Here is a 24695-nt window from a genome sequence, read left to right as displayed (position 1 = left end):
AATGGAAACATCAAAAATTAAATTTATAGACTTGTTTTCAGGTATTGGTGGGTTCAAGATGGCTCTCAGTGCTAACGGTGGCGAATGTATAGGCTTTAGTGAAATTGATAAAGATGCTATCGAAACATACTGTGACAATTATCGTATTAGTCCAGCCTTAAATTTTGGTGATATTCGGAAAATTGAAAAACTACCTGAGCATGATTTGTTGACAGCAGGGGTTCCTTGTCAAAGCTGGTCTATTGCAGGAAAAAATCTTGGCTTCAATGATGATCGTGGTCAGTTATGGAATGATACGATTTACTTACTTAACCAATCGCAGCCTAAAGCTTTTATTTTTGAAAATGTAAAAGGATTAGTTGATCCAAGAAATAAGTCAGCACTTCAGTATATTCTTAAACGTATTACACAAGCCGGTTATTATGCGAATTACTATATTCTCAACTCACATGATTATGGAGTAGCACAAAATCGTGTTCGTATTTACATTGTTGGGTTTCGCGAAAAACAGTTTTTTGATAAATTTAACCCTCCCCGAAGCATCGAAAAAAAAATTGTCTTGGCAGATATACTAGATATTGATCTCCCTGAAATTGAAAGTAATAACGAGCAAGTGGACTTGTTTGGCTTCAGTGAAAAAGTAAACAAACAAATGAGTCTTTCAAGTAAAAATGGCTACAATGATTACTTTTTATTTAATGATCTACGGAATGGCGAAACCACAATTCATTCATGGGACATCCTTGATACGACTGATAGAGAGAAAGATATATGTCTATTATTATTAAAAAATAGACGAAAAAAACAGTTCGGTTTGCTGGATGGTAACCCTCTCTCATTAGTACAAATACAAAAAATCGATCCTAGTATCAATTTTTACGAACTAGAAGATTTAGTTCATAGGGATATTTTAAAGAAAGTTTTTTATAGATTCAAAGTATTAGCTAGTTGTGATACCGATTTGACCGATAGCGAAGCTGAACTCTTAAAATTTGCTCATGATGGTGTACTGCAATTAGACATCATAAAAACACAAAATTCATTAAGGTTAAATAGTAGAACCCTTTCAGGGTTGCTCTCTTCTTTAATCAATAAAGAAGTGATTAGTTGTATTGAGGAAAGATATGAGTTTAAAAATACAAAGATTAGCAGTGGAATAGATGGTATTAACCGTATATTTTTACCTACTTCAGATGTCTTTCCAACTCTTGTGGCTAGTGACACGAATGATTTCGTTGCGCTCAAACATGTAGATAGAGAAACGAATGAAAGTTATAAGAAAAAGTTCCTAGAGGAAGTTTATTTCACTAAGCAGTATAGAAAAATTACTAAGGAAGAAGCTTGCCTAATACAAGGTTTCCCAAGAAATTTTAAGCTGCCAGAAAGTCGTTCACGATGGATGAAGCTAATTGGAAATAGTGTATCTGTTCCTGTTGTAAGTTCACTAATCGATTCTATTGTTTCAACGGAAGTTTTTGATTGATTGTAAACTGAAATGAGTTGTATTATTTACATAGGCTTTATTATTATATATAGCAGTAAAAAGACCTTACCACATCACACAGTAAGGTCTTTTTTATATCAAAAATCTACGCCTAATTAAAACTTATAAAGCAAACCAAGCGTCGTCGTTGCCTCAGTGCGTGAGTCTACCATTGGGCTATCATATTGCTCATTCGACAAATAACTTAAGCTTTGATTGGCAAATCCTGCCCATTTATCATTAAAGTCGTAGTTGGCGCTGATATTGATATAAGGGTTCAAGCTCGAATTAGATTTATAAGCGGCAACACCCGTCTTCGCTGACTCTTCCTCACTGACGCCATAATAGTATTCGTTATAGGCAGCATCATGATACTCAAAGCCAAAGCTTGGATAAACGGTTAGCTTGTCTTTGCTGATTCTGGCAAGATAAGTCAAGCGCCCAGTATTGCCACCACTACGGTCCAATACATCCGCTCCATACTGAGCACGGATACCGCCAATAGCGGTACGGCGCTGATAGCTCAGACCAGCCTCTGCTGAGGCTTTACGCTCATCAAGACCTTGGAGTACGCCATTGGCATCATCAGGATCAAACTCGGAACCCGCGAGCTTGGCGTAGGCCGATAACTGATTGGTGCCGTCATTGATAAGATAGGCACCCGCTTGAGCGCCGCGTATATAGAACTTATTGTTGTCATAAAATGCACCTGGCAACACCCGCACATCGGTACTGTCTTCCAAATCATAGGCTGACTTTACCGCCATGACATTGACCCCAACGCTTAATTCAGCATCTTGGTCAGTAGCTAAGTTCTTATTAAGAAAAGGGATGGCATGAGATGCGCTAGCCACACTGAATAATGCAGTAGCCGTTAGCGCGCCAAGCAATGTGCGCGTAGAGATAGTAGGTAGCGCTGCAAGTTTAAACATAATGGGATCTCGTGAGTGAGTAGTAATGGTTGAATAGTATCATCAAGCAGAAGCGATAGAGTAAGGTAAGCTAAATAAATAGGCTATTTTTATGAGTAGTTTTGCCATGATAAATAAGTATGGCCATTTACTCAATGATTTTTAATACTTGTACGATTTGATAGTGAATATCTTGCCACCACCAAATAAAGCCAATACTGATTAACAGCATTACCACCCATGGGAGCAGCGTCCAAATAAATGAGGGTTTGGCAGGTGCTCGTTGTTGAATGGTATTGGTGTGCGCAGCGCTGGTAGGCGTATCCAAATTTATGTCAATATGATTGTCAAACTCGGCAGAGCTAATGGTCGAATAAGCATCAGGGTCGGACGGCTGATCGATGTGGCTGGTTGAATAGTCGGCTTGGTCATTATTCTCATAATCAGTTTGATAGGGGTTTTGAGTGTCGAGTTGATTATTATTTTGATAGTCTATTTGAGGCACAAGGACGTTTTGCAAAGTGACAGTCATATGCTGACGGTAAGCAATCGCAAAAGCCAGCGCAATTACCAATCCAGTAATAGCGCCGCCAATATGCCCCGCATTATCAATACCCGATACGGCAAAACCATAAACAAGGTTGATGCCCATGATAAATATCAAGCTCTTTAAATTGAGCACCATGCCATTAACCGATATCTTAAACAGCGCTGCTATCAATAAAGCTGCACCAATACCCATAATACCACCAGACGCGCCCGCCGATAATCCCGGTTGTCCAGTACCTGCTAAAATGTCCTGCCATGTGACATAACTATTGAGTAAATTGCCACCGATTGCTGCCAGCACAAACAATGCCAAAAATTTGGCTGAGCCAAACATCGGCTCGGCAACTTGTCCAAAGAAGTACATAGCAAAACCATTAAACAATAAATGCATGAGACCAATATGCAAAAATGCACTGCTGACCAATCGCCACGGCTCATCGCCCATGGTAAAAGGCAAGGCATTAGCGCCCCACTTTAACAGCGCTTCAGTCGATGGATTGTTGGCATCGACCCCCGTGAATATTTGGATGATAAATAATCCAATAAAGCTGATGAGTAGCAAAGTAGTAACGGGTGCTGTTTTTAATAATTGTTGAATGGTCATAAAAGTTAACTATAAATGAAAGATGATCAGTAAAGATGGTAGGTAAAGTATAAAGGGTATGCTCAGAACATGTTATCTATAAGCGTGAAATCATCTAATGGTTGTTGGTTTTTTAAGGATGGTTCGTTTTAAGGTTCTCATAAGTCCCTTTTACTAAGATGTTATCTGTGACGTTATTGATATCCGTATGGCCACAGAATGCCATGGATATATCACACTCTTTATAAATGATTTCAAGCGCACGGCGCACCCCGTCTTCACCATAAGCACCCAGTCCATAAAGAAAAGCGCGACCGATCATCGTGCCTTTCGCGCCTAGGGATATGGCTTTTAATACATCCTGACCCGAGCGAATACCACTGTCGAGCCATACTTCAATATTGCTATTTTCGGCATGCACTGCTTGTACGATATCTGCAAGGGCTGAAATAGAGGAGAGCGCACCATCTAATTGCCGACCACCATGGTTCGAGACCACCAGCGCATCCGCACCGCTACGCGCGGCTAGAATCGCATCTTCAGGTTCCATGATACCTTTGATAATCAGTTTGCCGCCCCACATATCTTTGATACGGGCGACATCGTCCCAGCTGAGAGCGGGATCAAACTGCTCTGCCGTCCACGCAGACAGGGAAGAGAGATCCGCAACGTCTTTTGCATGACCGACGATATTGCCAAACGTACGTCTTTTAGTGCCCAGCATGTTCAGGCACCATTCTGGTTTGGTCATCAGATTGAGGATATTGGTCAGTGTCGGTTTGGGCGGTGCCGACAGACCGTTCTTAATGTCTTTATGTCGTTGACCGAGTACTTGTAAGTCAGCAGTCAAAATAAGCGCTGAGCAATTCGCTTCTTTGGCACGGCGAATCAGATTGGCCATAAAGGCCTGATCGCGCATCACGTATAATTGAAACCAAAACGGCTTGCTGGTATGGGTAGCGATATCCTCGATAGAGCAGATACTCATGGTTGATAAAGAAAAAGGCACACCGAACGTTTCTGCTGCCTGCGCCGCTTTAATCTCGCCATCCGCCCACATCATGCCTGTAAATCCAGTTGGAGCAATGGCGACTGGCATTTTTACGGATTCACCAATCATCGTCGTCGCCAGACTGCGATTGTCCATATTGACCAGTACACGTTGGCGCAGTTTAATCCGATCAAAATCGCTTTCATTGTTGCGATATGTGGTCTCAGTCCATGACCCTGAATCGACATAATCATAAAACATGCGTGGAACTTTGCGTTCAGCGACTCGCCGTAAGTCTTCAATTTCGGTGACTTTTTCTAAATTTTTCATATGGGTCTCAATATAAAATACTAGTGATAGATATATTGTTTTTAAGTCAATAATTGCTGTAAATCCATGACTGAAAATGGATAATTCAAGCGTTTGGATGGCGTTAAAATAACTGGGATGGTGGTGGCAAACGCCATCATTAGTGACTCATCAAAATCAGCAATATCGACGTTTTTATAAGTAATGGGCTGTACCGCTTGAAACTGCATGATAATTTGCTCAGCGATGTCACATAAATGACAGCCAGATGTACCCAATAGCCACCATTTATCGGTATTTTCAGCCGTACCTAAATTAGGATTTGCCAAAATAATATGATCTCGCAATACTTTTATATCGTTGTGGTGCATACCGTTTTGATGAATATAAGTGCTATAAGTGCTCTCATCGCAAATCTTGTCATTGTAAATACTGTCATTGTGCATATTTATTCTCTTATATTCATATGTGCGGCACAGTGCTACTGTAAAAGCGCAAAAAAACGTGAATATTGTTTGTCCTTTATAACATTATAAAACGGTTTGCTTTTATAACATCATAAAGAAATGGGGTAAATAATGACAGCGATTGTGAGATTAGGTAAGATGACCTACTGTTTTTAATTACTCAATTTATCATGACTGGCCTACGTTTTTTTATCGATAACGGCTTATTTCATCTTATTGTTTCATCTTCTTGGCTTTTTAATCACTTGGATATCTCGCATGGCAAGTTTTAGCACATTTATCAAACGACTATTACTGGCAATAATGTTGTTGGTCGTCGCATTCCATGTATTGGTCGCAGGCCTACTATTAATTTGGAAAACGCAGCCTATCAACAACAGTATGTTTATGCTGACTCATCGTATGACAGGCGGTGATGTCACGCAAACGTGGGTAGAGTACAATGATATTGCAAAATCTGCCAAGCAAGCGGCGATCGTGAGTGAAGACTCGACGTTTAGCCAACACAGTGGTTTTGATTTTAAAGGTATCGAGGCGGCACGCAAAAAAAACGAAGAGACAGGCAAAATGTCAGCTGGTGGCTCAACGATTACTCAGCAATTGGCAAAAAATTTGTTTTTGACGTCACATCGCTCATACGTTCGTAAAGCCGAAGAAGCGGTTATCACGGTAATGATTGAAACATTTTGGGATAAGACGCGTATCTTGGCTGCATATCTCAATGTGGCAGAGTTTGGTACTGGTATTTATGGTATCGAGGCGGCGGCTCAGCATTACTTTGACAAATCTGCAGACAATCTCAATCGTGACGAATCTGCCTTGCTCATCGCCATGCTGACCAATCCAAAATATTATCAAGACAATCAAGGTGACAGAAGCCTGCGTAACAAACAACGTATTATCAAAAAACGTATGAAAAACGCTGCATTACCGCAATCTGCTTGAATGAATATTTGAATGATTGTGAGGTTTGAGTGGTGATGGTGCGTTTTGTCATAAATAGCTGTTATAAGAAAGACTGAAATAAAAGCGATTCAAAGAATTGACGTAAAAGATAATGACGTATCGATAACGCAAAAGGAGTAGTAACGTGGCAGAGGTGTATGACAAGCAGAACAATGATGGCGACAGTAATGATAATAATGACATGATTGATATCAAAGATACCGCCGATAGCGCGCGCAACACTGAAATAAAAAGCAACAATAAACGAGAGAGTAGCACTGAACATTTGACGCAGGTTGCTTGGCAACGCTCAGAGGATGGCAGCTATTCATCGAGTAGTTATATCAATCGCGATTTGTCGTTATTGCAGTTTCATCTACGTGTCTTGGCACAGGCAGCCAGTCCTCGCCATCCGCTACTTGAGCGTTTGTTTTTCTTGATTATTTTTTCATCCAATATCGATGAGTTTTTTGAGATACGCGTTGCGGGTATTATGCAAAAGCTCAATATGGGCGATGTGTCGACCAGCGCTCACGGTATGCGTCCAAGTGAAGTACTCAACGAGATATCCACCATAACGCACGCTGCCATTGCTGAGCAATATCGCATTCTCAATGAAGATGTCTTGCCTGCACTTGCTCTCGAAGACATCCGTTATCTCAAACGTGATGAGCTCAATGCTGAGCAATCGGCTTGGATGAAACGCTACTTTACAGAACAAGTATCGCCAGTATTGACACCGATTAGCATTGACCCTGCCCATCCATTTCCGCGTTTGGTCAATAAGAGCCTAAACTTTATCGCAACTTTAGAAGGCAAAGACGCCTTTGGTCGCGATATCAATTTAGCGATTGTGCCAGCGCCACGCAGTCTGCCGCGTGTGATTCGTCTACCTGACGAGCTGACGGGTGGCAAAGAGCATCACGTCATGCTATCGGCCATTATTCATGAGCATATTGGCGAGCTATTTCCTGGGATGAACGTTACGGGTTGTCATCAATTCAGACTGACCCGTAATGCGGATTTAGATTTGGCCGATGATGTCGAAGATATTGCCAAAGCGCTAGAAGGCGAGCTGGAAAACCGCCGATTTGGTGACAAAGTACGGTTAGAGGTCACAGCCGACTGCCCGACACCTATTAGTGATTATTTGCTCAACGAGTTTGAACTACATGACAATCAATTGTACCGAGTCAATGGGCCTGTCAATTTAACGCGTTTGCTGTTTGATTTTAATATTCCAGCACTGCGCTATCAGCCTTTTACTCACGTGATACCAAAAGAGTTTCGCCGTGAGATGGACAAACTAGACAAAGCGACCAGCATGTTTGCCGCCATGCGCAAAAATGATGTGCTCGTGCATCATCCGTTTCATGCATTTTCGCCAATTATCAATCTGCTTTGGCAAGCAGCCAGCGACCCAAAAGTGCTCGCCATTAAGCAAACACTGTACCGCTCAGGCACCAATTCAGAAATCGTCAAAGCGCTGGCTGCTGCTGCTCGAAATGGTAAAGAAGTCACTGCCGTCATCGAGCTACGTGCCCGCTTCGATGAAGCCTCTAATATCGCCGTTGCCAACTATTTACAAGAAGCTGGCGCGGTCGTGGTGTATGGTATCGTTGGCTACAAAACCCATGCAAAATTGATGCTCATCGTGCGCCGTGAAGACGATCGCATTCGCCGCTATGTGCATTTAGGGACAGGCAACTATCATGCTGCCAATGCCAAAGTGTATACCGATTACGGTTTATTTAGTGCAGATCCTGATATTTCAGAAGACGTACACAATATCTTCCAAGAGCTGACAGGTATGGGCAAACCTGCCAACCTCAAAAAGCTACTGCATGCACCATTTACCTTGCACGATAAATTGATGAGCTTTATTGATGATGAAATCGCTCATGCAAAGGCAGGCAAGCGCGCTCATATTATTATCAAGGTCAATGCTCTAACTGAGCGTCGCCTGATTGACAAGCTATATGATGCGTCACAAGCAGGTGTCGAAATCGAGCTGATTTTACGTTCAATGTGTTGTTTACGCCCGCAAGTCACAGGGCTGTCTGAAAACATTACTGTACGCTCTGTTATTGGTCGATTCTTGGAGCACACGCGTATTTATTATTTCTACAATGATGGTGATGAGCGTTTGTATTGTGGCAGTGCCGATTGGATGGATCGTAATTTATTTCATCGTGTAGAAGTGGCATTTCCGATTGTGGACAAAAAACTGTTTAAGCATATTTATCAAGATGGATTACTCAACTATCTAAAAGACAACACGCAAGCGTGGACACTCGATGGTAATGGCGTTTGGCAGCAGTTACAGCCAGCAGCTGGAGAGACGCCGCACATTGCCCAAGAGCATTTGTTAAAAACCATTAATAATGTACAAGATCCTATTTAGCAGCTGCAAAAATATCGGCTAACATGAAGGCGTATGTATTTAACCAAGTACTGATAATATTAGTACTTGGTTTTTATTTTATGGTTGAGGCGTTTCTATAATATAGTCAGATCAATATAAAAAGGATACAGCAGGATTGGTACGAATTTTTTGTAGCATCGAGCTGAGCAGGCACAGCAAGCAAGAAAAATTTGTACCAGTCCTGCGTCATCATATCGTGTATCCACTTTATTTAAGATTGACTATAGTTGAGGCATTAATAGTTAGGACATTTCTATAAAAGTTACAAACTGTCTGGTAACCTCACATTTATTCACATATTGATACGGCAGTACACTGGTACGGTTTACAGCATGCTAACTATACTTGAGGAAATCTATAAAACATCAATAGCAATCGTATGATAGTCATACCTGTTTCATTGATTTCTTAATTGATTAGCCCGAGGAATTTACCATGACAGACAAAACCCATCCAAATGATGAAGAAGCAGTCCCTATTCACGATCCCGCTACTTTACATCCGGATAACCCCAAAAACAGCTATGAAGGTCGAAAACATCAGCCAAATATAGATGGCCCTGAGCAAGCGTCACAAGAGACCGATGAAGTTTATGTTGATCCTCGTAAAGAAGAAGATTTGCCAGCAGGTGGCAAAAATGTTGCAGATTTAAATGCTCATGATTTAAGTCGAGAGGGTAACAAATAGATATTAGACTAATAGTCAATATTTATAGCGCTTTAATTATACAAGTAGCCACCAATAAATAAAAATTATAAGGACATGACCATGGAAACCAAAGATTCTGCTTTGAGCAAAACTCGAATTACAGAAACGGATACTCATCAACCTTTTGATGAGAATCAAACCATTAACGCTCATCCCAATCATCATGATGAGCTTGAAAAAAACATCACTGAAAATAAAGGTACTGATACTTTTGAGGAAGGAATAGTCCAATCAGAGCATGTCAATGATAATGACAATCCCGCACGCCAGCCTGATCGCCGTGATCAAAGCGGCAATGGTTTTGACGATAATATCAATGAAGACACTGTCGGTAGCGAAGCACCTGATAGCGAAAAAATTAACAATATGAACCGTTATGCCAATGTTGATAATGCTCAGACCCGCGTGTTAAACCCAGATCAAAAGAACAGTAATAGATAGCAAGGTTTGGCATTTTAGAAAGAAAATATATTAACAGGGAACACATACTAAGGAATAAAAATGAGCATATCAGATGACAAACTTAATAACAAAGGTCGCGAGCTAAAAGATGCGGATGACAATAACGGTATCGTACCTGATGACGCGCTGCAAAAGGTCAATCCAGCCGCTGCTGAAAGAGCAACAGACGATCATGACCCGCATCACGTTGCTAAAAACAATAAGCAGTACGACAGCTCATTAATGGAAGATGACAAATAACCGTTGATTGACAAGGTGCTTTGAGTCATAAAAGCACCAGTAATACGTTGTCATCGTTAGGCTTTTCTATTTTTATAAAAGGGCAGTAAGGGAATAGTTAGAAAGTGGCTTTTAAGCCGGAGTTCCGCTGTGAAAGCGTAGCTCAGTATCGGGAATTACTATTAGCTCTGCTTCTATCTCTTTAAAAAATGCCACTCGTTCATCGATAGTGTCTTCAGACAGTGATTGTGCCAATGCCAAATAGTCCTCAAAGTGACGACTTTCCGACTTCAATAAATAGCGATAGTACTTTGCCAAGCGCTCATCATCGATAACCTCCGCAAGCGCAGCAAAACGTTCGCAAGAACGCGCTTCAATAAATGCCCCGATTATCAGTACATCTACCATCGCTGCTGGCTCGTAGGTGCGTTTGTGCTTTAACATGCCTTTGGCATAACGTCCCGCACTTAAGTATCGCCACTCTTGACCACGATCACTCATGATGCCTAGCACTTGCTCATAATGCAGCATCTCCTCACGTATCAGCTGTGCCAATTTACGCTGCAAATCATAAGAAAACTCATAGCGAAATATCAAGTTCATCGCCGTACCAGCCGCTTTCTTTTCACAGTTGGCATGATCTTGAATAATAGTAGGTAAATCCGCTATGGCCGCATCGACCCAAGCTTGCGTGGTTCGAGCACCCAAAAAATTATAAATAGGGGAGAGATCAACCTTTATCGGGGTGCGCAGTTGGGTGATATCGACGCTATCTTCTGCTATATCATGATTGTTAATGTCATTATCGCTAATATTGTTGGTTTTCATCTGCATCATTTCTGTATTCATAGTCTCTGTCATGGTCGAATGTTTAACTTGTTTAAATAAAATATAAAGATTAAACAGACAACCGTTAAGTATAAATTATTCTAGTAATCATTACTTACCGTTTATTTATACGTCGTCGTCATCTTATTACTACATCATATTTAACGCCTATATAGCTGATGCAACATAGATTATCATTATTATACAACCTCAACATTTATTTTATGAATGGTGTTTTCTTGTTTATTTCTTTATTTGATAGTAGGATGAGATTTTGCTTGAGCGATATTTCGCCTTACCATTCATTGTCGCTTGATGGTAGATACTGGGCATGATAACAATCGCCAGTATAGTATAAATAAGCAGATCCCTAAAAACCCATAAGCGTGTTTGGCAGGTCATCTGAGTTAGAAATAGATGCCTAAGACCGACAATATCCAACCATTGCGGTAGCAATTTCGTATTTATACACCTCACGAACAGATAAGGATAACAACATGAGCCAGTCTTCTACAACCAATCGTATTCAAAAAGGCATTCTTGCCATTGACCAGCAGTTGTATGACTTTATTGAGAATGAAGTGCTGCCAAAAGTCGGTGTTGATTCAGAGGGCTATTGGTCAGGTTTTGAAAAGGTCATCAAAGAGTTCACGCCGCGTAACAAAGCGCTACTAGAAACTCGTGACCAGATTCAAGCACAGATTGATCAGTGGCATCTAGACAATCCTGCCAAAGACGGCGACATTGATTACCCTGCCTATAAGACATTTTTACAAGAGATTGGGTATCTATTGCCAGAAGGCGATGACTTTACTGTCAGTACAGAAAACGTCGATGATGAAATCGCCCATATCGCAGGGCCGCAGCTGGTAGTACCAGTACGTAATGCTCGCTACGCACTGAACGCGACTAACGCACGTTGGGGCAGTTTGTATGATGCACTATATGGTACAGATGTCATCAGTGATGACAATGGGCAAGAAGCTAAAGGTGGCTATAATCCAACTCGTGGCGCTGCTGTTGTTGCTTATGCCAAAAAATTCCTAGACGACAATTTTGCATTAGCATCAGGCTCGTATAACGACGCGACTGGCTTTACAGTGGTGGACGGTAAACTTGAAATTGCCCAAGGCGACAGTAATACACAGCTAAAAGAGCCTGCCCAATTTGTTGGTTTCTTGGGCGACGCGGAAAACCCAACGGGTGTTTTGTTAAAACACAATGGGTTGCATGCGGAGATTCAAATAGATGCCAGCCATCCAGTTGGCAAAGATGATCTAGCAAACATTAAAGACGTGCTTCTTGAGTCAGCGATTACCGCTATTCAAGATTGCGAGGATTCAATCGCTGCTGTCGATGCAGAAGAAAAAGTGGAAGTCTATCGCAACTGGCTCGGTTTAATGAATGGCGACTTGCAAGAAACCTTTGAAAAAGGCGGCAAAACCCGTACTCGTAAGCAAAACCCAGACCGTGAATACCATACGCCAGAGGGCGGCACGCTAATCTTACCGGGTCGCTCGCTATTGCTCATCCGTAATGTGGGTCACTTGATGCAAAACCCTGCCATCTTAGTCGATTTAGGCAATGGTCAAGAGGGCATTTTTGAAGGATTGATGGACGGTTTGATTACACCATTATTATCGCTCAATGACCTAAAAGGTAAAAACGCGCTGTCAAACTCGCGCAAAGGCTCGATGTATATCGTGAAACCAAAAATGCACGGTCCTGAAGAAGTCAAAATGGCCAATGATTTGTTTAATGCCTCAGAAGATTTATTGGGCTTAGAACGTCACACTCTCAAAATTGGTATTATGGACGAAGAGCGCCGCATGACGGTTAACTTAAAAGAAGCCATTCGCCAAGCAAAAGAGCGCGTTATTTTTATTAACACTGGCTTCTTAGACCGTACGGGTGATGAAATGCACACCAGCATGAATGCGGGTCCATTTGTCCCAAAGGGCGAGATGAAGTCACAAGCATGGCAGCCTGCATACGAGCAGTGGAATGTTGACATTGGGTTGGAGACAGGGCTACAAGGCCGTGCTCAAATTGGTAAAGGTATGTGGGCAAAACCTGATGAGATGAAAGAGATGATGGACACCAAGGCGGCGCATCCTAAATCTGGTGCTACCACCGCTTGGGTGCCATCACCGACTGGCGCAACCTTGCATAGTATGCATTACCATCAAGTGAACGTCGCTGATGTACAAGACAGCCTAAAATCACGTAAACGCGCAAGCTTAGACGATATCCTGACCATCCCATTGGCAAAAGACACCAATTGGACAGAGGAAGAGAAGCAACAAGAGATTGATAACAATGCTCAAGGTATCTTAGGTTACGTGGTACGCTGGGTCAATCAAGGAGTTGGTTGCTCTAAAGTGCCGGATATCAATGACATTGGTCTAATGGAAGACCGCGCGACTTTGCGGATTTCAAGTCAGCACATCGCCAACTGGTTGCACCATGACATCGTTAGCGAGCAGCAAGTGACGGACACGATGAAACGCATGGCAAAGGTTGTTGATGAGCAAAATGCGGGCGATAGTGACTATCAGCCGATGGCAAATGACTTTGACAACTCCTATGCCTTCAAAGCAGCGTGCGATTTGGTTTTTAAGGGACGCACGCAGCCTAGTGGGTATACTGAGCCATTACTGCATCAAGCGCGCCTTGATTTAAAAGCAAACTGCTAAGTCGAATTGCTAATTTCTGCATGTACTGAGTAAAGCTCGTTATTTTATTGGTGCTACTTACTTATTAATTAATAATAAGTAGCGCTTTATTTTTGCCAATGAAAGTGTATTGATTACGATGGTTTCAATTTCTTAGCAATCCTATTAATCAATGATAGCTTTATCTGTTTGAGTAGATAAGGTTTTTTTTGCAACTTACCGTATTCAATAGTGTGCATGGCTTCCACCAATGGATGTGTTTAAAAAGCAAAAAAATATGTTGCAAATTATGTCAAAGTTGTTATGCTTGTATTCGAAGTATGAGTTTGGTAACGGATGTTACGCAAAGGACAGATAAAGACCTAATTTTACATGGCAGTTACTTTTTTAATCCCAGTTATGTAAGTCATGGTTTTTTTCATCTTACTGTAATAGAACTTCGCCACACTTGTTTCTGACTAATCTCGGTAGCCAGTTACACATTATATCTTTGAGGATTTGTGACGATACCATTGTGAGCACCAGCTAATAATAGCTAGCTTATTACTAAAATTGTAAAGTGGAGATACCCCATGAAAAAACTACTTTTAGCTACAGCAGTTGCTGCCCTATCTGTATCTGCAGCCAATGCAGCGCCTACCGTTTATGGTAAAGCATTCTTAGCTGCTGACTATGTCAATGCTGATTTTGATTCACGTGTTGCTGGTGCTGATTTTGACGAAGACACAATAGAGATCAATTCTCATTCTTCACGTTTAGGCTTTAAAGGTTCTGAAGCCATGACGGCTAATACTGATGTTATCTATCGACTAGAGTATGGCACAAGCATCGATGGTGACAATGCTACTTTTTCTAACCGTGATACATACCTAGGCCTTAACAACAAACAGTTTGGTGAATTCCGCGTTGGTAAAAACCAGTCTAGCCTAGATAGAATTAATAACGTTGTTGTTAACCAAGGTTACTGGGATAACCTAGGTACTAATGAAATGGAAAACGACGTTGTTGAAGCGTTAAACATGGCTGATAGTGGCCGTATCAACAGCTCAGTTATCTGGACTTCACCAAAGTATGACGGTTTGCCATTACAAGTATCTGCAATGTACAGCTCTGACGATGATAATTTCAACAACGATGCTGGCTTCGGTGTTGCTGCTATGTTTGATCAAGGTACTGGTTTCACAGCTGGTCTTGCATATGACAAAGATCAAAACATCAACGGTGATATCATCCGTGGTACGGCTACTGTGGATCTAGGCAAATACATTGCAGCGCCTGTAACTGTAGGTGCTTTGTATCAAGTTGCTGATTATGACTATGATCGCAATACTGAAAAAGAAAAAGGTTTGATTGTTAGTGCTGAAATGGGCTTGACTAACTTTGCTCGTCCAGCATCTATATATACTCAGTACAACAAAACAGACAACTTGAATGGTTGGAATGACGCAAATTCAGACCAGATCGTTGTTGGTGGTAAGTACATGTATAAAGACAACATTATTGCTCATGCCTATGCTGGTATGAACAGTGCTGAAGATCTTAAAACGCTTAATACAGATACTGGTATGGTAGCCACTAGAGGCGATGCTGATGTATTCGTAATTGGTACTGGTCTAGAATACTTGTTCTAGTATCATCTTTCGCACATAGCATAAAAACTCATCCTTCGGGGTGAGTTTTTTTGTTATGACTTCTCTAAACAGATAATGGGTCATAACAAATACGTACCAAAATAAAGAGTTTCAAAGAGTTTGTGTTTTTGCCCTATATTTTATGGCGTATTTTTAGTAAAATCCTTCTTTACCAATTACCGACAGAATACTATGACCAAGTTTATATTTGTGACCGGTGGGGTAGTGTCCTCACTAGGAAAAGGTATCACCGCAGCCTCTCTTGCAGCGGTCTTAGAAGCCCGTGGCGTGACCGTCACGATGACCAAAATGGATCCGTACATCAACGTCGATCCTGGTACGATGAGTCCGTTCCAGCATGGTGAAGTATTCGTGACTGAGGATGGCGCGGAGACAGATTTAGATTTGGGCTACTATGAGCGCTTTTTACGTCATTCAAAAATGAGCAAAAGCAATAATTTCACCAGTGGTCGTATTTATCAAAACGTACTAAACAAAGAGCGCCGCGGTGAGTACCTTGGTGGTACGGTACAGGTTATTCCGCATATTACTGATGAGATTAAAAGCAAAATCTTGGCCAGTGGCGTAGGCTACGATATTGCTATTATCGAGATTGGCGGTACTGTCGGTGACATCGAGTCGTTACCTTTTATGGAAGCGGTGCGCCAGATGCAAGTAGAGCTTGGTCGTAACAGAGCGATGCTGATGCATTTGACATTAGTGCCTTATATCGCGAGTGCAGGTGAAACCAAAACTAAGCCTACGCAGCATTCAGTGAAAGAGTTGCGCTCTATCGGTCTGCAACCTGATATTTTGATCTGCCGCTCCGACCATCATATCTCACAAGACAACCGTCGTAAGATTGCACTGTTCACTAACGTTGAAGAGCGCGCAGTCATTATGTGTGAGGATGCGCAAAGCATTTATCAAATACCGCGGACGCTACATGAGCAAGACCTTGATGATTTAGTCTGTGAGCGTTTCGGTCTTGATGTACCAGAGGCAGACTTGAGTGATTGGGATAAAGTGGTTGAAGCCCAGCTCAATCCTGAATCGACAGTGACAGTAGCGATGGTTGGCAAATACGTCGAGCTACCTGACGCCTATAAGTCTATCAATGAAGCTTTATTACATGCAGGTATCACTCATAAAACCGATGTAAAAATCGACTATATCGATGCCGAGCTTTTAGAAAGTGATACGCAGTTATTTGCCCGTCTTAATGATGTCGACGCTATTTTAGTACCGGGCGGTTTTGGTGAGCGCGGTACCAATGGTAAGATAAAAGCCATCACTTATGCGCGTGAAAATAATGTTCCGTATCTAGGTATTTGCCTCGGTATGCAGCTGGCCGTGATTGAGTACGCGCGTAATGTATTGAAGATCGATGCCAACTCGTCTGAGTTTGATCGCAAGACGGCAGAGCCTATCATTGGTCTTATTACTGAATGGTTAGATGAGCGCGGTGAATTACAGATTCGTAGTGATGACTCAGACCTTGGTGGTACGATGCGTTTAGGTGCACAGCAAGCGGAACTGGTTGCTGGTAGCAAACTGAGCCAAATCTATGGCGCTAGTAATATCACTGAGCGTCATCGCCATCGTTACGAGATGAACAATCGTTATATCGAGCCGTTAGAGCAGGCTGGCATGACTATATCAGGTTATTCTGCCAAGCAGCATTTGGTAGAGTCGGTTGAAGTGACTGGGCATCCATGGTTTATCGCGGTACAGTTCCATCCAGAATTTACTAGCTCGCCACGTGGTGGCCATCCACTGTTTAACAGCTTCGTAAAAGCGGCAAAAAACTATAGTGAAGCTAAGTAGTATTTAAATAAGTCATTGTTAAAGTAGTACCACTCTTAAAGTAGTATCGCTCTGTTTTTCTTAAAAAAGACTGATCTTCGGATCGGTCTTTTTTTCTCGTTTTTCAGTAAAGAGCATTGTTCGTTATGCTCATACCATTCACAAAAATTAGAGTAGCAAGGAAAATGAGTGTAAGTACTACGCATGGTAGACTAAACGAGTTTGACGAAGCTAATCGTATTTTTTGGGTTTGGTATCAATTCAAAATAAAACAAATTTAGATTGACTAGCACTTTGCTGAGATAATTTTCCTCGCTTGTTGTGCCTTCGCAGACAGAGGCTTCGAAAAATTCATCTCAGCAGCGCTATATTATTTCGAAGCTGAATCAGCTATACAATGATTTTCTTCAAACATATCTAATTACGCTTGCATACTTTTTTTAACCAAGCTATCAGTTACAATAGGGCATAGAAATATTGATAACAATAAAGAGGACAACGGTTTAATGGAAAATTTATTGACGGCACAATCACATATCGCGCTTAACACGCCTAATAACAGTACCATCAATATCGGCAATGACCAGCCTTTTGTGTTGTTTGGTGGGATGAATGTTTTAGAGTCTAAAGAACTGGCGTTTGAGATTGCTGAGCAATACGTCGAGATATGCCAACGCTTGGGTATCGGCTATGTGTTCAAAGCCAGCTTTGATAAAGCCAACCGGTCAAGTCTGCACTCTTATCGAGGTCCTGGACTCGCGCAGGGCATTGATTGGTTGGGTCAAATTAAAGAAAAGTTCCAAGTACCAATCATCACAGATGTGCACGAGCCACATCAAGCAGCCCCAGTGGCTGAAGTTGCTGATATTATTCAGCTGCCTGCGTTTTTGTCACGTCAGACTGACTTGGTGCATGCGATGGCCAAAACGGATGCGATTATTAATATTAAAAAAGCCCAGTTTTTAGCGCCACATGAGATGCGCCATATCGTCAATAAATGCCTTGAAGGTGGCAACGACAAGCTGATACTTTGCGAGCGCGGTAGTGCTTTTGGTTATAATAATCTGGTCGTTGATATGCTGGGCTTTGATACGATGAAGCAGATGGACATACCTGTATTTTTTGATGTGACGCATAGTTTGCAGCAGCCAGGCGCGCGTAGTGATAGTGCGGGCGGCCGCCGAGAGCAAATCACCACACTGGCACGAGCTGGTATGGCAACAGGATTGGCAGGGCTATTTTTAGAAGCGCATCCAAATCCAGAAACAGCAAAATGTGACGGGCCGTGTGCCTTAAGAATGAACCAACTAGAGCCGTTTTTGCGTCAGCTTAAACAGATTGATGACTTGGTTAAAGGTTTTGAGACCCTAGATACTCATTAATAGCGTAAATCACAATAGGATAAGACAATGGCGATTAAAATTGCCCAGGTGAGTATCGAAAATATCGATAATGCTGAAGGGTTAGAGAGTGTGATGACAGCGTTGAAAAACATCTCAGGCGTGACGGCTATTGAGCTGGATGCTGCTAGTCATGTCGCTATCGTACGCTATGAGGATACAGATACCAGTATTCATGCTTTAACGGCGGCGATTAGTATGGTCGATTATGTCACCCAGCCATTTCCTATCGATGCACCACAAAACCCACGTTATGACGATTGAACCTTGTGGTTCATATCAATACGACTTATGCTAGTTTAGTAGTTGTATTTACACATACTTAAAAGATAACGTTATTTATCAATAAAAATAAGGAGCCTACCATGGCAGACCAAACCCGTATTATTAAAATCGAAGGTATGACTTGTGGTGGTTGCGTAGCCAGCGTCCACAATGCCACCGCAGATATTGATGGTTTAAACGATATGAGCATTGAGCTTGCGGAGAATCAAGCAACGGTCACTTTTGATGACAGTAAGACCAGTGCGGAAGCAATTGCGGCGGCTATCGATGACGCTGGCTTTGATGCCACAGTCGCTCATTCATAAGGTTTGTGCTTCACTTAAAAAACCAGCTATCAGGGCTGGTTTTTTAGTGATTAAAAATTGGCACTGCACTCTTGCTATTCTTGAACTGCCTCGACTATATAAGCGGTTCAAAATAAAGCCCATAGCTTTAGAATGTAATATTTGTGTGATTTAAAGCTCTCCACCCATTGATGTTTTTATGGCTTATACCACTGTGTAAATGCCATGACGAGCCCTATTTATGAATAATTCTACCCATACTGACAACCATAACACTTACGATGTCGACACTGATATTCAATCCGATACGCAGATAGCGCCGCAGCGTGCGCACCTGCAACTGGCGATTGATGGAATGACGTGTCAGGCTTGTGCCTCGCGTATCGAGAAGGTACTGAACAAAAAGCCTTCGGTATATGAGGTGAGTGTGAACTTCGCTGGTGAGACTGCAAATGTGGACTATGATCCGACGCAGACGACGCCAGAGCAGGTCACAGAATGGGTAAATAAGACAGGTTTTGTTGCCAATTTGCAGGCAGCCGATAGCTTGTTTTCACAAACGGATGAAGACATAGCCACCCAGTATCCGTGGCGACTGATTGGGCTGTGGATTTGTTTGGTGCCATTCTTAATTGGTATGGCAGGTATGCTGACGGGTCTCGGTATGGCGTGGATGCCACCTATTTGGCTCCAGTTTGTATTGGCAACGCTTGTACAATTTGGCTTTGGCTTACCATTTTATAAAAGTGCTTGGGCGTCCATCAAAGGTGGTCTTGCCAATATGGATGTATTGGTCGTCATTGGCACGGTGACTATTTGGGCGTATTCGACATATTTATGGCTCACTCATGGCGATGGCAGCTTAAACAGTTTGCTGCAAAGCAGTCATGCTGGTGGTCACGGTGCTAGTGATGGCCCAGCAGTATATTTTGAAGCGGGCGTCATGGTCATTGCTTTTGTGCGTACGGGTAAATATTTAGAGGAAAGAACCAAAAAGCACAGTCTAAACAGTATTGATTTATTATTGTCACTGACTCCTGATGAAGTCGAGCAGCAGCAAGCAAATGGTGACTTCCATAATGTCGCTTTAAAAGATGTACAAGTAGGTGACATCTTGCGCGCAAAACAAGGTAGCCGTGTCGCAACTGATGGTTCGGTCATCGACGGTAGTGGCTGGTGTGTGGAGAGTCATTTAACAGGCGAGTCTGTACCACTCAAAAAAGACGTGGGCGATGGGCTGTTGGCAGGTGCCTTGGTAGAAAACGGCAGCTTATTATACCGCGTCAGTGCTAAAGGCAGTGATACTAAGCTGGGTGATATGGTACAAGCCCTGAGTGACGCGCAAGGCTCAAAAGCCAATTTGGCACGTTTTGCCGATAGAGTGACGGCCATCTTTGTGCCCGTTGTGGTTGCGATTGCCTTGGTTACTTTTGGTCTGACGTGGTGGCTCACGGGCATGATTGATACCGCCTTAATGCACGCGGTATCTGTATTGGTTATTGCTTGCCCTTGTGCTCTTGGTTTGGCCACACCAGCGGCGATTATGGCTGGTATGGGTGTTGCAGCGCGTCATGGTGTTTGGTTTAAAGACGCACAAAGCCTTGAGGCTGCGGGTAGTATTGATACAGTGGTGCTCGATAAAACAGGCACTTTGACCATTGGCAAACCTACAATCGTCAATGAATTAATGGTAGATAAGTCATTGGCAGTCGATGATGTATTGCAAATTGCTGCCAGTGTCGAGGCACATGCCAGCCATCCACTAGCAACGGCGCTTATCAATGCGGCCACTGCGCGTCAATTGCCATTGTTAACTGTAAATGATATCAGTGTGGTCAAGGGTGCAGGTATTCAAGCAAATATCGAAGGACTTGGACTGGTAAAAGTTGGTACAGCAGAGTTTGCTAATTTGATCTTACCGAAGCTGATGCCAAAAGTTTGGAACATCGCTAGTACTGTTGCGATCAGCATTAATGATGAACCTCTAGGTGCTTTTGCCTTAGCGGACGACCTAAAAGTTGATACGCCGCGGGCGATTACGGCGTTACAAGATGCTGGTATTAATGTTATTTTGATGAGCGGTGATAAGCAGTCTGTCGTCGATCATGTAGCAGGGCAGTTAGGTATTGACAAAGCTTATGGTAAAATGAGTCCACGCGACAAGGCCAGTCAAATCGCACTGCTACAAACGGCTGGTCACAAGGTCGCGATGGCAGGGGATGGTGTCAATGATGCGCCAGCGATGGCCACCGCTGATGCCAGTTTTGCCATGTTCGAAGGCACTGATGTGGCACAGCATAGTGCTTCTGCGCGCTTAATGGGTGAGTCACTCATGCATATCGATGCCGCACAAAAGATTGCGCAAGCCACGTTACGCAATATCAAACAAAATCTGTTTTTTGCTTTTATCTATAATTGTCTGGGTATTCCGCTTGCCGCTTTTGGCTTTTTAAATCCGATGATTGCGGCGGCTGCTATGGCGCTTAGTTCCATCTCGGTTTTGATGAATGCATTACGATTGACACGTTTTAAGACAGAGGTTGAGCTGGAGAATACGGTCTCTGCCTCTCATGCTAATAAAGATCATTCGGCTAAAGTATAAGCGCTATATTAACTTTTGTATCTCATGATACTTAAACGAGACCACCACAACCAATATTCGTGTCTCCAATAGCTTTTATGAGCGCAAGTCGGTGTAAGATAAGGGAAGTTTGATAAAATATATGCTATGATGCCAAGCACTATAGCCGACCATTAATATGCTTAATAACTCTTTGACTTCTATTTAAACTATGCTTAAACCCTATTTAAACATGTTCATATAATAGAGAGTTTTGAAGGGGTTTAAGCGCCTGCGCTATATGATATTTTGCTTTATCTTTTTTGTATTCTAGTTGCCGTTATTTATCCCACAAACTTGGCATGACCAAAGGAATTAACAGACATTATGTACGCTGAAGAAACCAACAACGTCACCGCAATTAAAGACATTCGTGCTCGTGAGATCTTAGACTCGCGCGGCAACCCAACCATTGAAGCCGATGTTATCTTAGCTGATGGTACTGTCGGACGTGCTGCTGCTCCAAGCGGCGCATCAACTGGATCACGTGAGGCGCTTGAACTGCGTGATGGCGATAAAGATCGCTACATGGGCAAAGGCGTGAAAAAAGCAGTTGCTAATGTCAACAGCCAAATACGCAGTGCATTGATTGACAAAGACGTGACTGAGCAGCAAGGCATCGATAATGCGATGATTGCATTAGATGGGACAGAAAATAAAGGAAGCTTGGGCGCTAATGCCATGCTAGCCGTGTCACTAGCGACCGCCAAAGCAGCTGCTAAATCACAGAATTTGCCGTTGCACCAGTACATTGCTAACTTGCGTAATCAAACGTCTTTAACGATGCCTGTGCCAATGATGAATATCCTAAACGGCGGCGAGCACGCGGATAACACCGTTGATATTCAAGAATTTATGATTGAGCCAGTTGGGTTTTCGAGTTTTTCAGAAGCGCTGCGTGCTGGTACAGAGATTTTCCATAGCTTGAAGTCGGTTTTAAAATCACAAGGTCTAAATACAGCTGTTGGTGATGAAGGTGGTTTTGCACCAAACTTACGTAGCAATGAAGAAGCCATTACCGTCATTATGCAAGCGATTGAACAAGTCGGCTATAAGGCTGGTGAAGATATTCATCTTGCTTTAGATTGTGCAGCTAGTGAATTTTATAAAGACGGTCAATATATTTTGGCAGGCGAAGGTAATAAGTCTTTTGACAGCCAAGGGTTCTCGGACTATTTGGTTGGGCTGGCACGTCAGTATCCTATTATCTCTATCGAAGATGGTCTTGACGAGTCCGATTGGGATGGTTGGAAGTATCTGACTGAGCAAATTGGTGATAAAGTCCAATTGGTCGGTGATGATCTGTTTGTGACCAATCCTGCTATCTTGCAAGAAGGGATTGATAAGCATATTGCCAATGCGATTTTGATTAAGTTTAACCAAATCGGCACATTGTCAGAAACGCTAGACGCGATTTATCTGGCGAAGAAAAACGGCTACGCGACCATTATCTCGCATCGTTCAGGTGAAACTGAAGACAGCACTATTGCAGATTTGGCAGTTGGTACTGCGGCGGGTCAGATCAAGACAGGCTCACTGTGCCGTTCAGACCGCGTTGCAAAATATAATCAGCTATTACGTATCGAGCAGCAAGTACGTGCAAGCTATCGTGGCCGTGAAGAATTTATTGGTTTGCGTGGTTAAGAAGCCTTGGTTCAGAAGCAAAAATTACCGCTAACGCTAGGCATTAGGTAACCATTGATAGGTAACTAATGTGATTATGTACTGCCTAGTAAGCTTAGTGGGCTCTATTTTATTATCTCTTTATCGTTTGGCGTTATCTTCTTATGAAATACTTTAGTCAATTTATGCTGCTTGCTTTAGCTGTTGCCGTCTTATTAGGATTGCAATATCAGTACTGGCTGGGCGAAAACGGTCGATTTGAACATAATAAACTGATGACTCAGATTGAAGAGCAACAAGGCCTAAACGAAAACCAAGTCACCGCAAACAACTTATTACGTACCGATGTGTATGATTTAAAAAACGGTCTTGAAGCAGTAGAAGAACACGCCCGTCTGGATTTGGGCTTGATTAAGCCGAATGAAACTTTTGTACAAGTATCAACCGCACCCATCACACACAGTCGTTATTAGCTTTTTATGACGTTATGCTGCTCTCTGTTGTCTATGAGAGAGAGATGATATTTCACGTGCTTTCTATTTTAGCTTGTCCTCAACCAAACCATCATGGGTTTCAGCCATGAGTACTGTCTTATGAATAGCAAACCTAATATACATGCCATGATTGTCGCTGCTGGTCGCGGCAGTCGTTTTGGTTCGTCTATCGCTAAGCAATATACCATGCTGCAAGGACAGACATTGCTACAGCATAGCGTGGCAAGGCTCGCTCGTAGCGCTTATATTGATAAATGCTTATTGGTAGTTGCAGCAGATGATAGCACTGTAGAAACATTAGATTTTGCACTTCCTATACATTATGCGATTGGCGGTGCTGAGCGTTGGCAGTCTGTACAGGCGGGGGTAGAGTCAATTGCTAACACAGGAGCCGACGATTCAGATTTGGTGCTGATCCATGATGCCGCACGCCCTGCCGTACCCATTCAAGACATTGACCAAGTTATTAGAGTCGCTATGTCAGAGCCTTATGGAGCGATTTTAGCGACGCCAGTTGCCGATACTCTAAAACAGTCTTACACACAGTCTAATGTTCAATCTGAGCTTGCTAATGACGATATAGGGCAGACTTCATATCCTTATATCAAACACACAATTGACCGCATTAATACGTGGCAAGCCCAAACCCCGCAAGTATTTCGATTAGGTCAGCTAAAAGCCGTATTACATCATGTCTCTGAGTATCAACTTGATATTACCGATGAAGCCAGCGCTTTTGAATACTTAGATTTGCCGATTCGGCTAGTGACTGGCAGTCGCCAAAACATCAAGCTCACTTATCCTGACGATGCTGTCTTGCTAGCAGCAATTCTGGCTGCCCAATCATAATTGCTCTACAGTATTTTACATCATCCTTGAATCTCTACTATTGTCTATTTTTTTCGATTCTGCCATTTCATAAAAATGTCTCGTTTATTCAAACTATAGTCAACGCATTTATAAATGAGTACGGTGTTAACCTTGCTTGCTGTATAAC

21 protein-coding genes are annotated in these 24695 nt (G+C 42.5%); 16 read left to right on the top strand and 5 right to left on the bottom strand.

Annotated elements, in window-relative coordinates; all coding sequences use genetic code 11:
* Position 1 precedes the first annotated feature (1 nt).
* Complete coding sequence (locus tag M917_RS01460; protein WP_021812969.1) at positions 2 to 1483, top strand: DNA cytosine methyltransferase; 1482 nt, start codon at positions 2 to 4, stop codon at positions 1481 to 1483.
* A gap of 116 nt (positions 1484 to 1599) precedes the next feature.
* Here M917_RS01460 and M917_RS01455 read toward each other — a convergent pair whose 3' ends face one another.
* The 4 genes from M917_RS01455 to M917_RS01440 all read right to left on the bottom strand — a co-directional run bounded on the left by M917_RS01455 (position 1600) and on the right by M917_RS01440 (position 5272).
* Positions 1600 to 2415: a MipA/OmpV family protein gene (locus tag M917_RS01455; RefSeq protein ID WP_021812968.1), complete on the bottom strand. Its 816-nt coding sequence runs from the start codon at positions 2413 to 2415 to the stop codon at positions 1600 to 1602.
* A gap of 127 nt (positions 2416 to 2542) precedes the next feature.
* The gene (locus tag M917_RS01450; RefSeq protein ID WP_021812967.1) at positions 2543 to 3547 is read right to left on the bottom strand and encodes a rhomboid family intramembrane serine protease; all 1005 of its coding nucleotides are present in this window, start codon (positions 3545 to 3547) and stop codon (positions 2543 to 2545) included.
* A 112-nt stretch (positions 3548 to 3659) separates the two neighbouring features.
* Entirely contained in the window at positions 3660 to 4847 is a 1188-nt protein-coding gene (locus tag M917_RS01445) for an alpha-hydroxy acid oxidase (protein WP_021812966.1), read from the bottom strand.
* 41 nt (positions 4848 to 4888) lie between these two features.
* Complete coding sequence (locus M917_RS01440) at positions 4889 to 5272, bottom strand: glutaredoxin family protein (RefSeq protein WP_021812965.1); 384 nt, start codon at positions 5270 to 5272, stop codon at positions 4889 to 4891.
* 279 nt (positions 5273 to 5551) lie between these two features.
* Between M917_RS01440 and mtgA the strand changes: the two genes are divergently transcribed.
* The 5 genes from mtgA to M917_RS01415 all read left to right on the top strand — a co-directional run bounded on the left by mtgA (position 5552) and on the right by M917_RS01415 (position 10073).
* Entirely contained in the window at positions 5552 to 6238 is a 687-nt protein-coding gene (gene mtgA / locus M917_RS01435; protein WP_021812964.1) for a monofunctional biosynthetic peptidoglycan transglycosylase, read from the top strand.
* 202 nt (positions 6239 to 6440) lie between these two features.
* Positions 6441 to 8642 carry a polyphosphate kinase 1 gene (ppk1, locus tag M917_RS01430; RefSeq protein WP_084606113.1) on the top strand — a complete coding sequence of 734 codons (2202 nt, stop codon included), beginning with the start codon at positions 6441 to 6443 and terminating at the stop codon, positions 8640 to 8642.
* A gap of 456 nt (positions 8643 to 9098) precedes the next feature.
* Positions 9099 to 9350 carry a hypothetical protein gene (locus M917_RS01425; RefSeq protein WP_021812962.1) on the top strand — a complete coding sequence of 84 codons (252 nt, stop codon included), beginning with the start codon at positions 9099 to 9101 and terminating at the stop codon, positions 9348 to 9350.
* Positions 9351 to 9431: 81 nt separating this feature from the next.
* The gene (locus M917_RS01420; RefSeq protein ID WP_021812961.1) at positions 9432 to 9812 is read left to right on the top strand and encodes a hypothetical protein; all 381 of its coding nucleotides are present in this window, start codon (positions 9432 to 9434) and stop codon (positions 9810 to 9812) included.
* Positions 9813 to 9872: 60 nt separating this feature from the next.
* Complete coding sequence (locus M917_RS01415; protein WP_021812960.1) at positions 9873 to 10073, top strand: hypothetical protein; 201 nt, start codon at positions 9873 to 9875, stop codon at positions 10071 to 10073.
* Between the two features lie 111 nt (positions 10074 to 10184).
* Here the strand turns inward: M917_RS01415 and miaE are convergent, their stop codons facing one another.
* Complete coding sequence (gene miaE, locus M917_RS01410; protein WP_406621707.1) at positions 10185 to 10880, bottom strand: tRNA-(ms[2]io[6]A)-hydroxylase; 696 nt, start codon at positions 10878 to 10880, stop codon at positions 10185 to 10187.
* Between the two features lie 497 nt (positions 10881 to 11377).
* On the opposite strand from miaE, the gene M917_RS01405 reads away from it, so the two are divergent.
* The 10 genes from M917_RS01405 to ispD all read left to right on the top strand — a co-directional run bounded on the left by M917_RS01405 (position 11378) and on the right by ispD (position 24547).
* Entirely contained in the window at positions 11378 to 13576 is a 2199-nt protein-coding gene (locus M917_RS01405; RefSeq protein ID WP_021812958.1) for a malate synthase G, read from the top strand.
* 551 nt (positions 13577 to 14127) lie between these two features.
* Positions 14128 to 15186 (top strand): porin, encoded by a 1059-nt coding sequence (locus M917_RS01400; protein ID WP_021812957.1) that lies wholly within the window; start codon positions 14128 to 14130, stop codon positions 15184 to 15186.
* 192 nt (positions 15187 to 15378) lie between these two features.
* Positions 15379 to 17013 carry a CTP synthase gene (locus tag M917_RS01395; protein WP_021812956.1) on the top strand — a complete coding sequence of 545 codons (1635 nt, stop codon included), beginning with the start codon at positions 15379 to 15381 and terminating at the stop codon, positions 17011 to 17013.
* A gap of 485 nt (positions 17014 to 17498) precedes the next feature.
* Positions 17499 to 18374, top strand: a complete 876-nt coding sequence (kdsA, locus tag M917_RS01390) for a 3-deoxy-8-phosphooctulonate synthase (protein WP_021812955.1) — start codon at positions 17499 to 17501, stop codon at positions 18372 to 18374.
* 27 nt (positions 18375 to 18401) lie between these two features.
* Positions 18402 to 18656 (top strand): hypothetical protein, encoded by a 255-nt coding sequence (locus M917_RS01385; RefSeq protein ID WP_021812954.1) that lies wholly within the window; start codon positions 18402 to 18404, stop codon positions 18654 to 18656.
* Positions 18657 to 18757: 101 nt separating this feature from the next.
* Entirely contained in the window at positions 18758 to 18982 is a 225-nt protein-coding gene (locus tag M917_RS01380; RefSeq protein WP_021812953.1) for a heavy-metal-associated domain-containing protein, read from the top strand.
* A 220-nt stretch (positions 18983 to 19202) separates the two neighbouring features.
* Positions 19203 to 21563 carry a heavy metal translocating P-type ATPase gene (locus M917_RS01375; protein WP_021812951.1) on the top strand — a complete coding sequence of 787 codons (2361 nt, stop codon included), beginning with the start codon at positions 19203 to 19205 and terminating at the stop codon, positions 21561 to 21563.
* Positions 21564 to 21908: 345 nt separating this feature from the next.
* A complete protein-coding gene (gene eno / locus M917_RS01370; protein ID WP_021812950.1) occupies positions 21909 to 23225 on the top strand; it encodes a phosphopyruvate hydratase in 1317 nt (438 codons plus the stop codon).
* Positions 23226 to 23368: 143 nt separating this feature from the next.
* Positions 23369 to 23677: an FtsB family cell division protein gene (locus M917_RS01365; protein WP_021812949.1), complete on the top strand. Its 309-nt coding sequence runs from the start codon at positions 23369 to 23371 to the stop codon at positions 23675 to 23677.
* Positions 23678 to 23797: 120 nt separating this feature from the next.
* Complete coding sequence (ispD, locus tag M917_RS01360) at positions 23798 to 24547, top strand: 2-C-methyl-D-erythritol 4-phosphate cytidylyltransferase (protein WP_021812948.1); 750 nt, start codon at positions 23798 to 23800, stop codon at positions 24545 to 24547.
* Positions 24548 to 24695: the final 148 nt, after the last annotated feature.

Origin of the sequence: Psychrobacter aquaticus CMS 56 (assembly GCF_000471625.1) — a bacterium.
In the GTDB taxonomy this organism is placed as follows: Bacteria; Pseudomonadota; Gammaproteobacteria; order Pseudomonadales; family Moraxellaceae; genus Psychrobacter; species Psychrobacter aquaticus.
Note: the sequence above shows the minus strand (reverse complement) of the source record. Positions and strands in the feature narration are given on the sequence as shown.

What these genes read in the sequence shown, in the direction of transcription:
- M917_RS01440 (WP_021812965.1), bottom strand. Translation starts at nt 5,272, where the DNA reads ATGCACAATGACAGTATTTACAATGACAAGATTTGCGATGAGAGCACT.
- M917_RS01365 (WP_021812949.1), top strand. Translation starts at nt 23,369, where the DNA reads ATGAAATACTTTAGTCAATTTATGCTGCTTGCTTTAGCTGTTGCCGTC.
- miaE (WP_406621707.1), bottom strand. Translation starts at nt 10,880, where the DNA reads ATGAAAACCAACAATATTAGCGATAATGACATTAACAATCATGATATA.
- M917_RS01380 (WP_021812953.1), top strand. Translation starts at nt 18,758, where the DNA reads ATGGCAGACCAAACCCGTATTATTAAAATCGAAGGTATGACTTGTGGT.
- M917_RS01385 (WP_021812954.1), top strand. Translation starts at nt 18,402, where the DNA reads ATGGCGATTAAAATTGCCCAGGTGAGTATCGAAAATATCGATAATGCT.
- M917_RS01405 (WP_021812958.1), top strand. Translation starts at nt 11,378, where the DNA reads ATGAGCCAGTCTTCTACAACCAATCGTATTCAAAAAGGCATTCTTGCC.
- mtgA (WP_021812964.1), top strand. Translation starts at nt 5,552, where the DNA reads ATGGCAAGTTTTAGCACATTTATCAAACGACTATTACTGGCAATAATG.
- ppk1 (WP_084606113.1), top strand. Translation starts at nt 6,441, where the DNA reads ATGATTGATATCAAAGATACCGCCGATAGCGCGCGCAACACTGAAATA.
- M917_RS01460 (WP_021812969.1), top strand. Translation starts at nt 2, where the DNA reads ATGGAAACATCAAAAATTAAATTTATAGACTTGTTTTCAGGTATTGGT.
- M917_RS01395 (WP_021812956.1), top strand. Translation starts at nt 15,379, where the DNA reads ATGACCAAGTTTATATTTGTGACCGGTGGGGTAGTGTCCTCACTAGGA.
- M917_RS01400 (WP_021812957.1), top strand. Translation starts at nt 14,128, where the DNA reads ATGAAAAAACTACTTTTAGCTACAGCAGTTGCTGCCCTATCTGTATCT.
- M917_RS01425 (WP_021812962.1), top strand. Translation starts at nt 9,099, where the DNA reads ATGACAGACAAAACCCATCCAAATGATGAAGAAGCAGTCCCTATTCAC.
- M917_RS01415 (WP_021812960.1), top strand. Translation starts at nt 9,873, where the DNA reads ATGAGCATATCAGATGACAAACTTAATAACAAAGGTCGCGAGCTAAAA.
- M917_RS01450 (WP_021812967.1), bottom strand. Translation starts at nt 3,547, where the DNA reads ATGACCATTCAACAATTATTAAAAACAGCACCCGTTACTACTTTGCTA.
- M917_RS01455 (WP_021812968.1), bottom strand. Translation starts at nt 2,415, where the DNA reads ATGTTTAAACTTGCAGCGCTACCTACTATCTCTACGCGCACATTGCTT.
- kdsA (WP_021812955.1), top strand. Translation starts at nt 17,499, where the DNA reads ATGGAAAATTTATTGACGGCACAATCACATATCGCGCTTAACACGCCT.
- ispD (WP_021812948.1), top strand. Translation starts at nt 23,798, where the DNA reads ATGAATAGCAAACCTAATATACATGCCATGATTGTCGCTGCTGGTCGC.
- M917_RS01445 (WP_021812966.1), bottom strand. Translation starts at nt 4,847, where the DNA reads ATGAAAAATTTAGAAAAAGTCACCGAAATTGAAGACTTACGGCGAGTC.
- M917_RS01375 (WP_021812951.1), top strand. Translation starts at nt 19,203, where the DNA reads ATGAATAATTCTACCCATACTGACAACCATAACACTTACGATGTCGAC.
- M917_RS01420 (WP_021812961.1), top strand. Translation starts at nt 9,432, where the DNA reads ATGGAAACCAAAGATTCTGCTTTGAGCAAAACTCGAATTACAGAAACG.
- eno (WP_021812950.1), top strand. Translation starts at nt 21,909, where the DNA reads ATGTACGCTGAAGAAACCAACAACGTCACCGCAATTAAAGACATTCGT.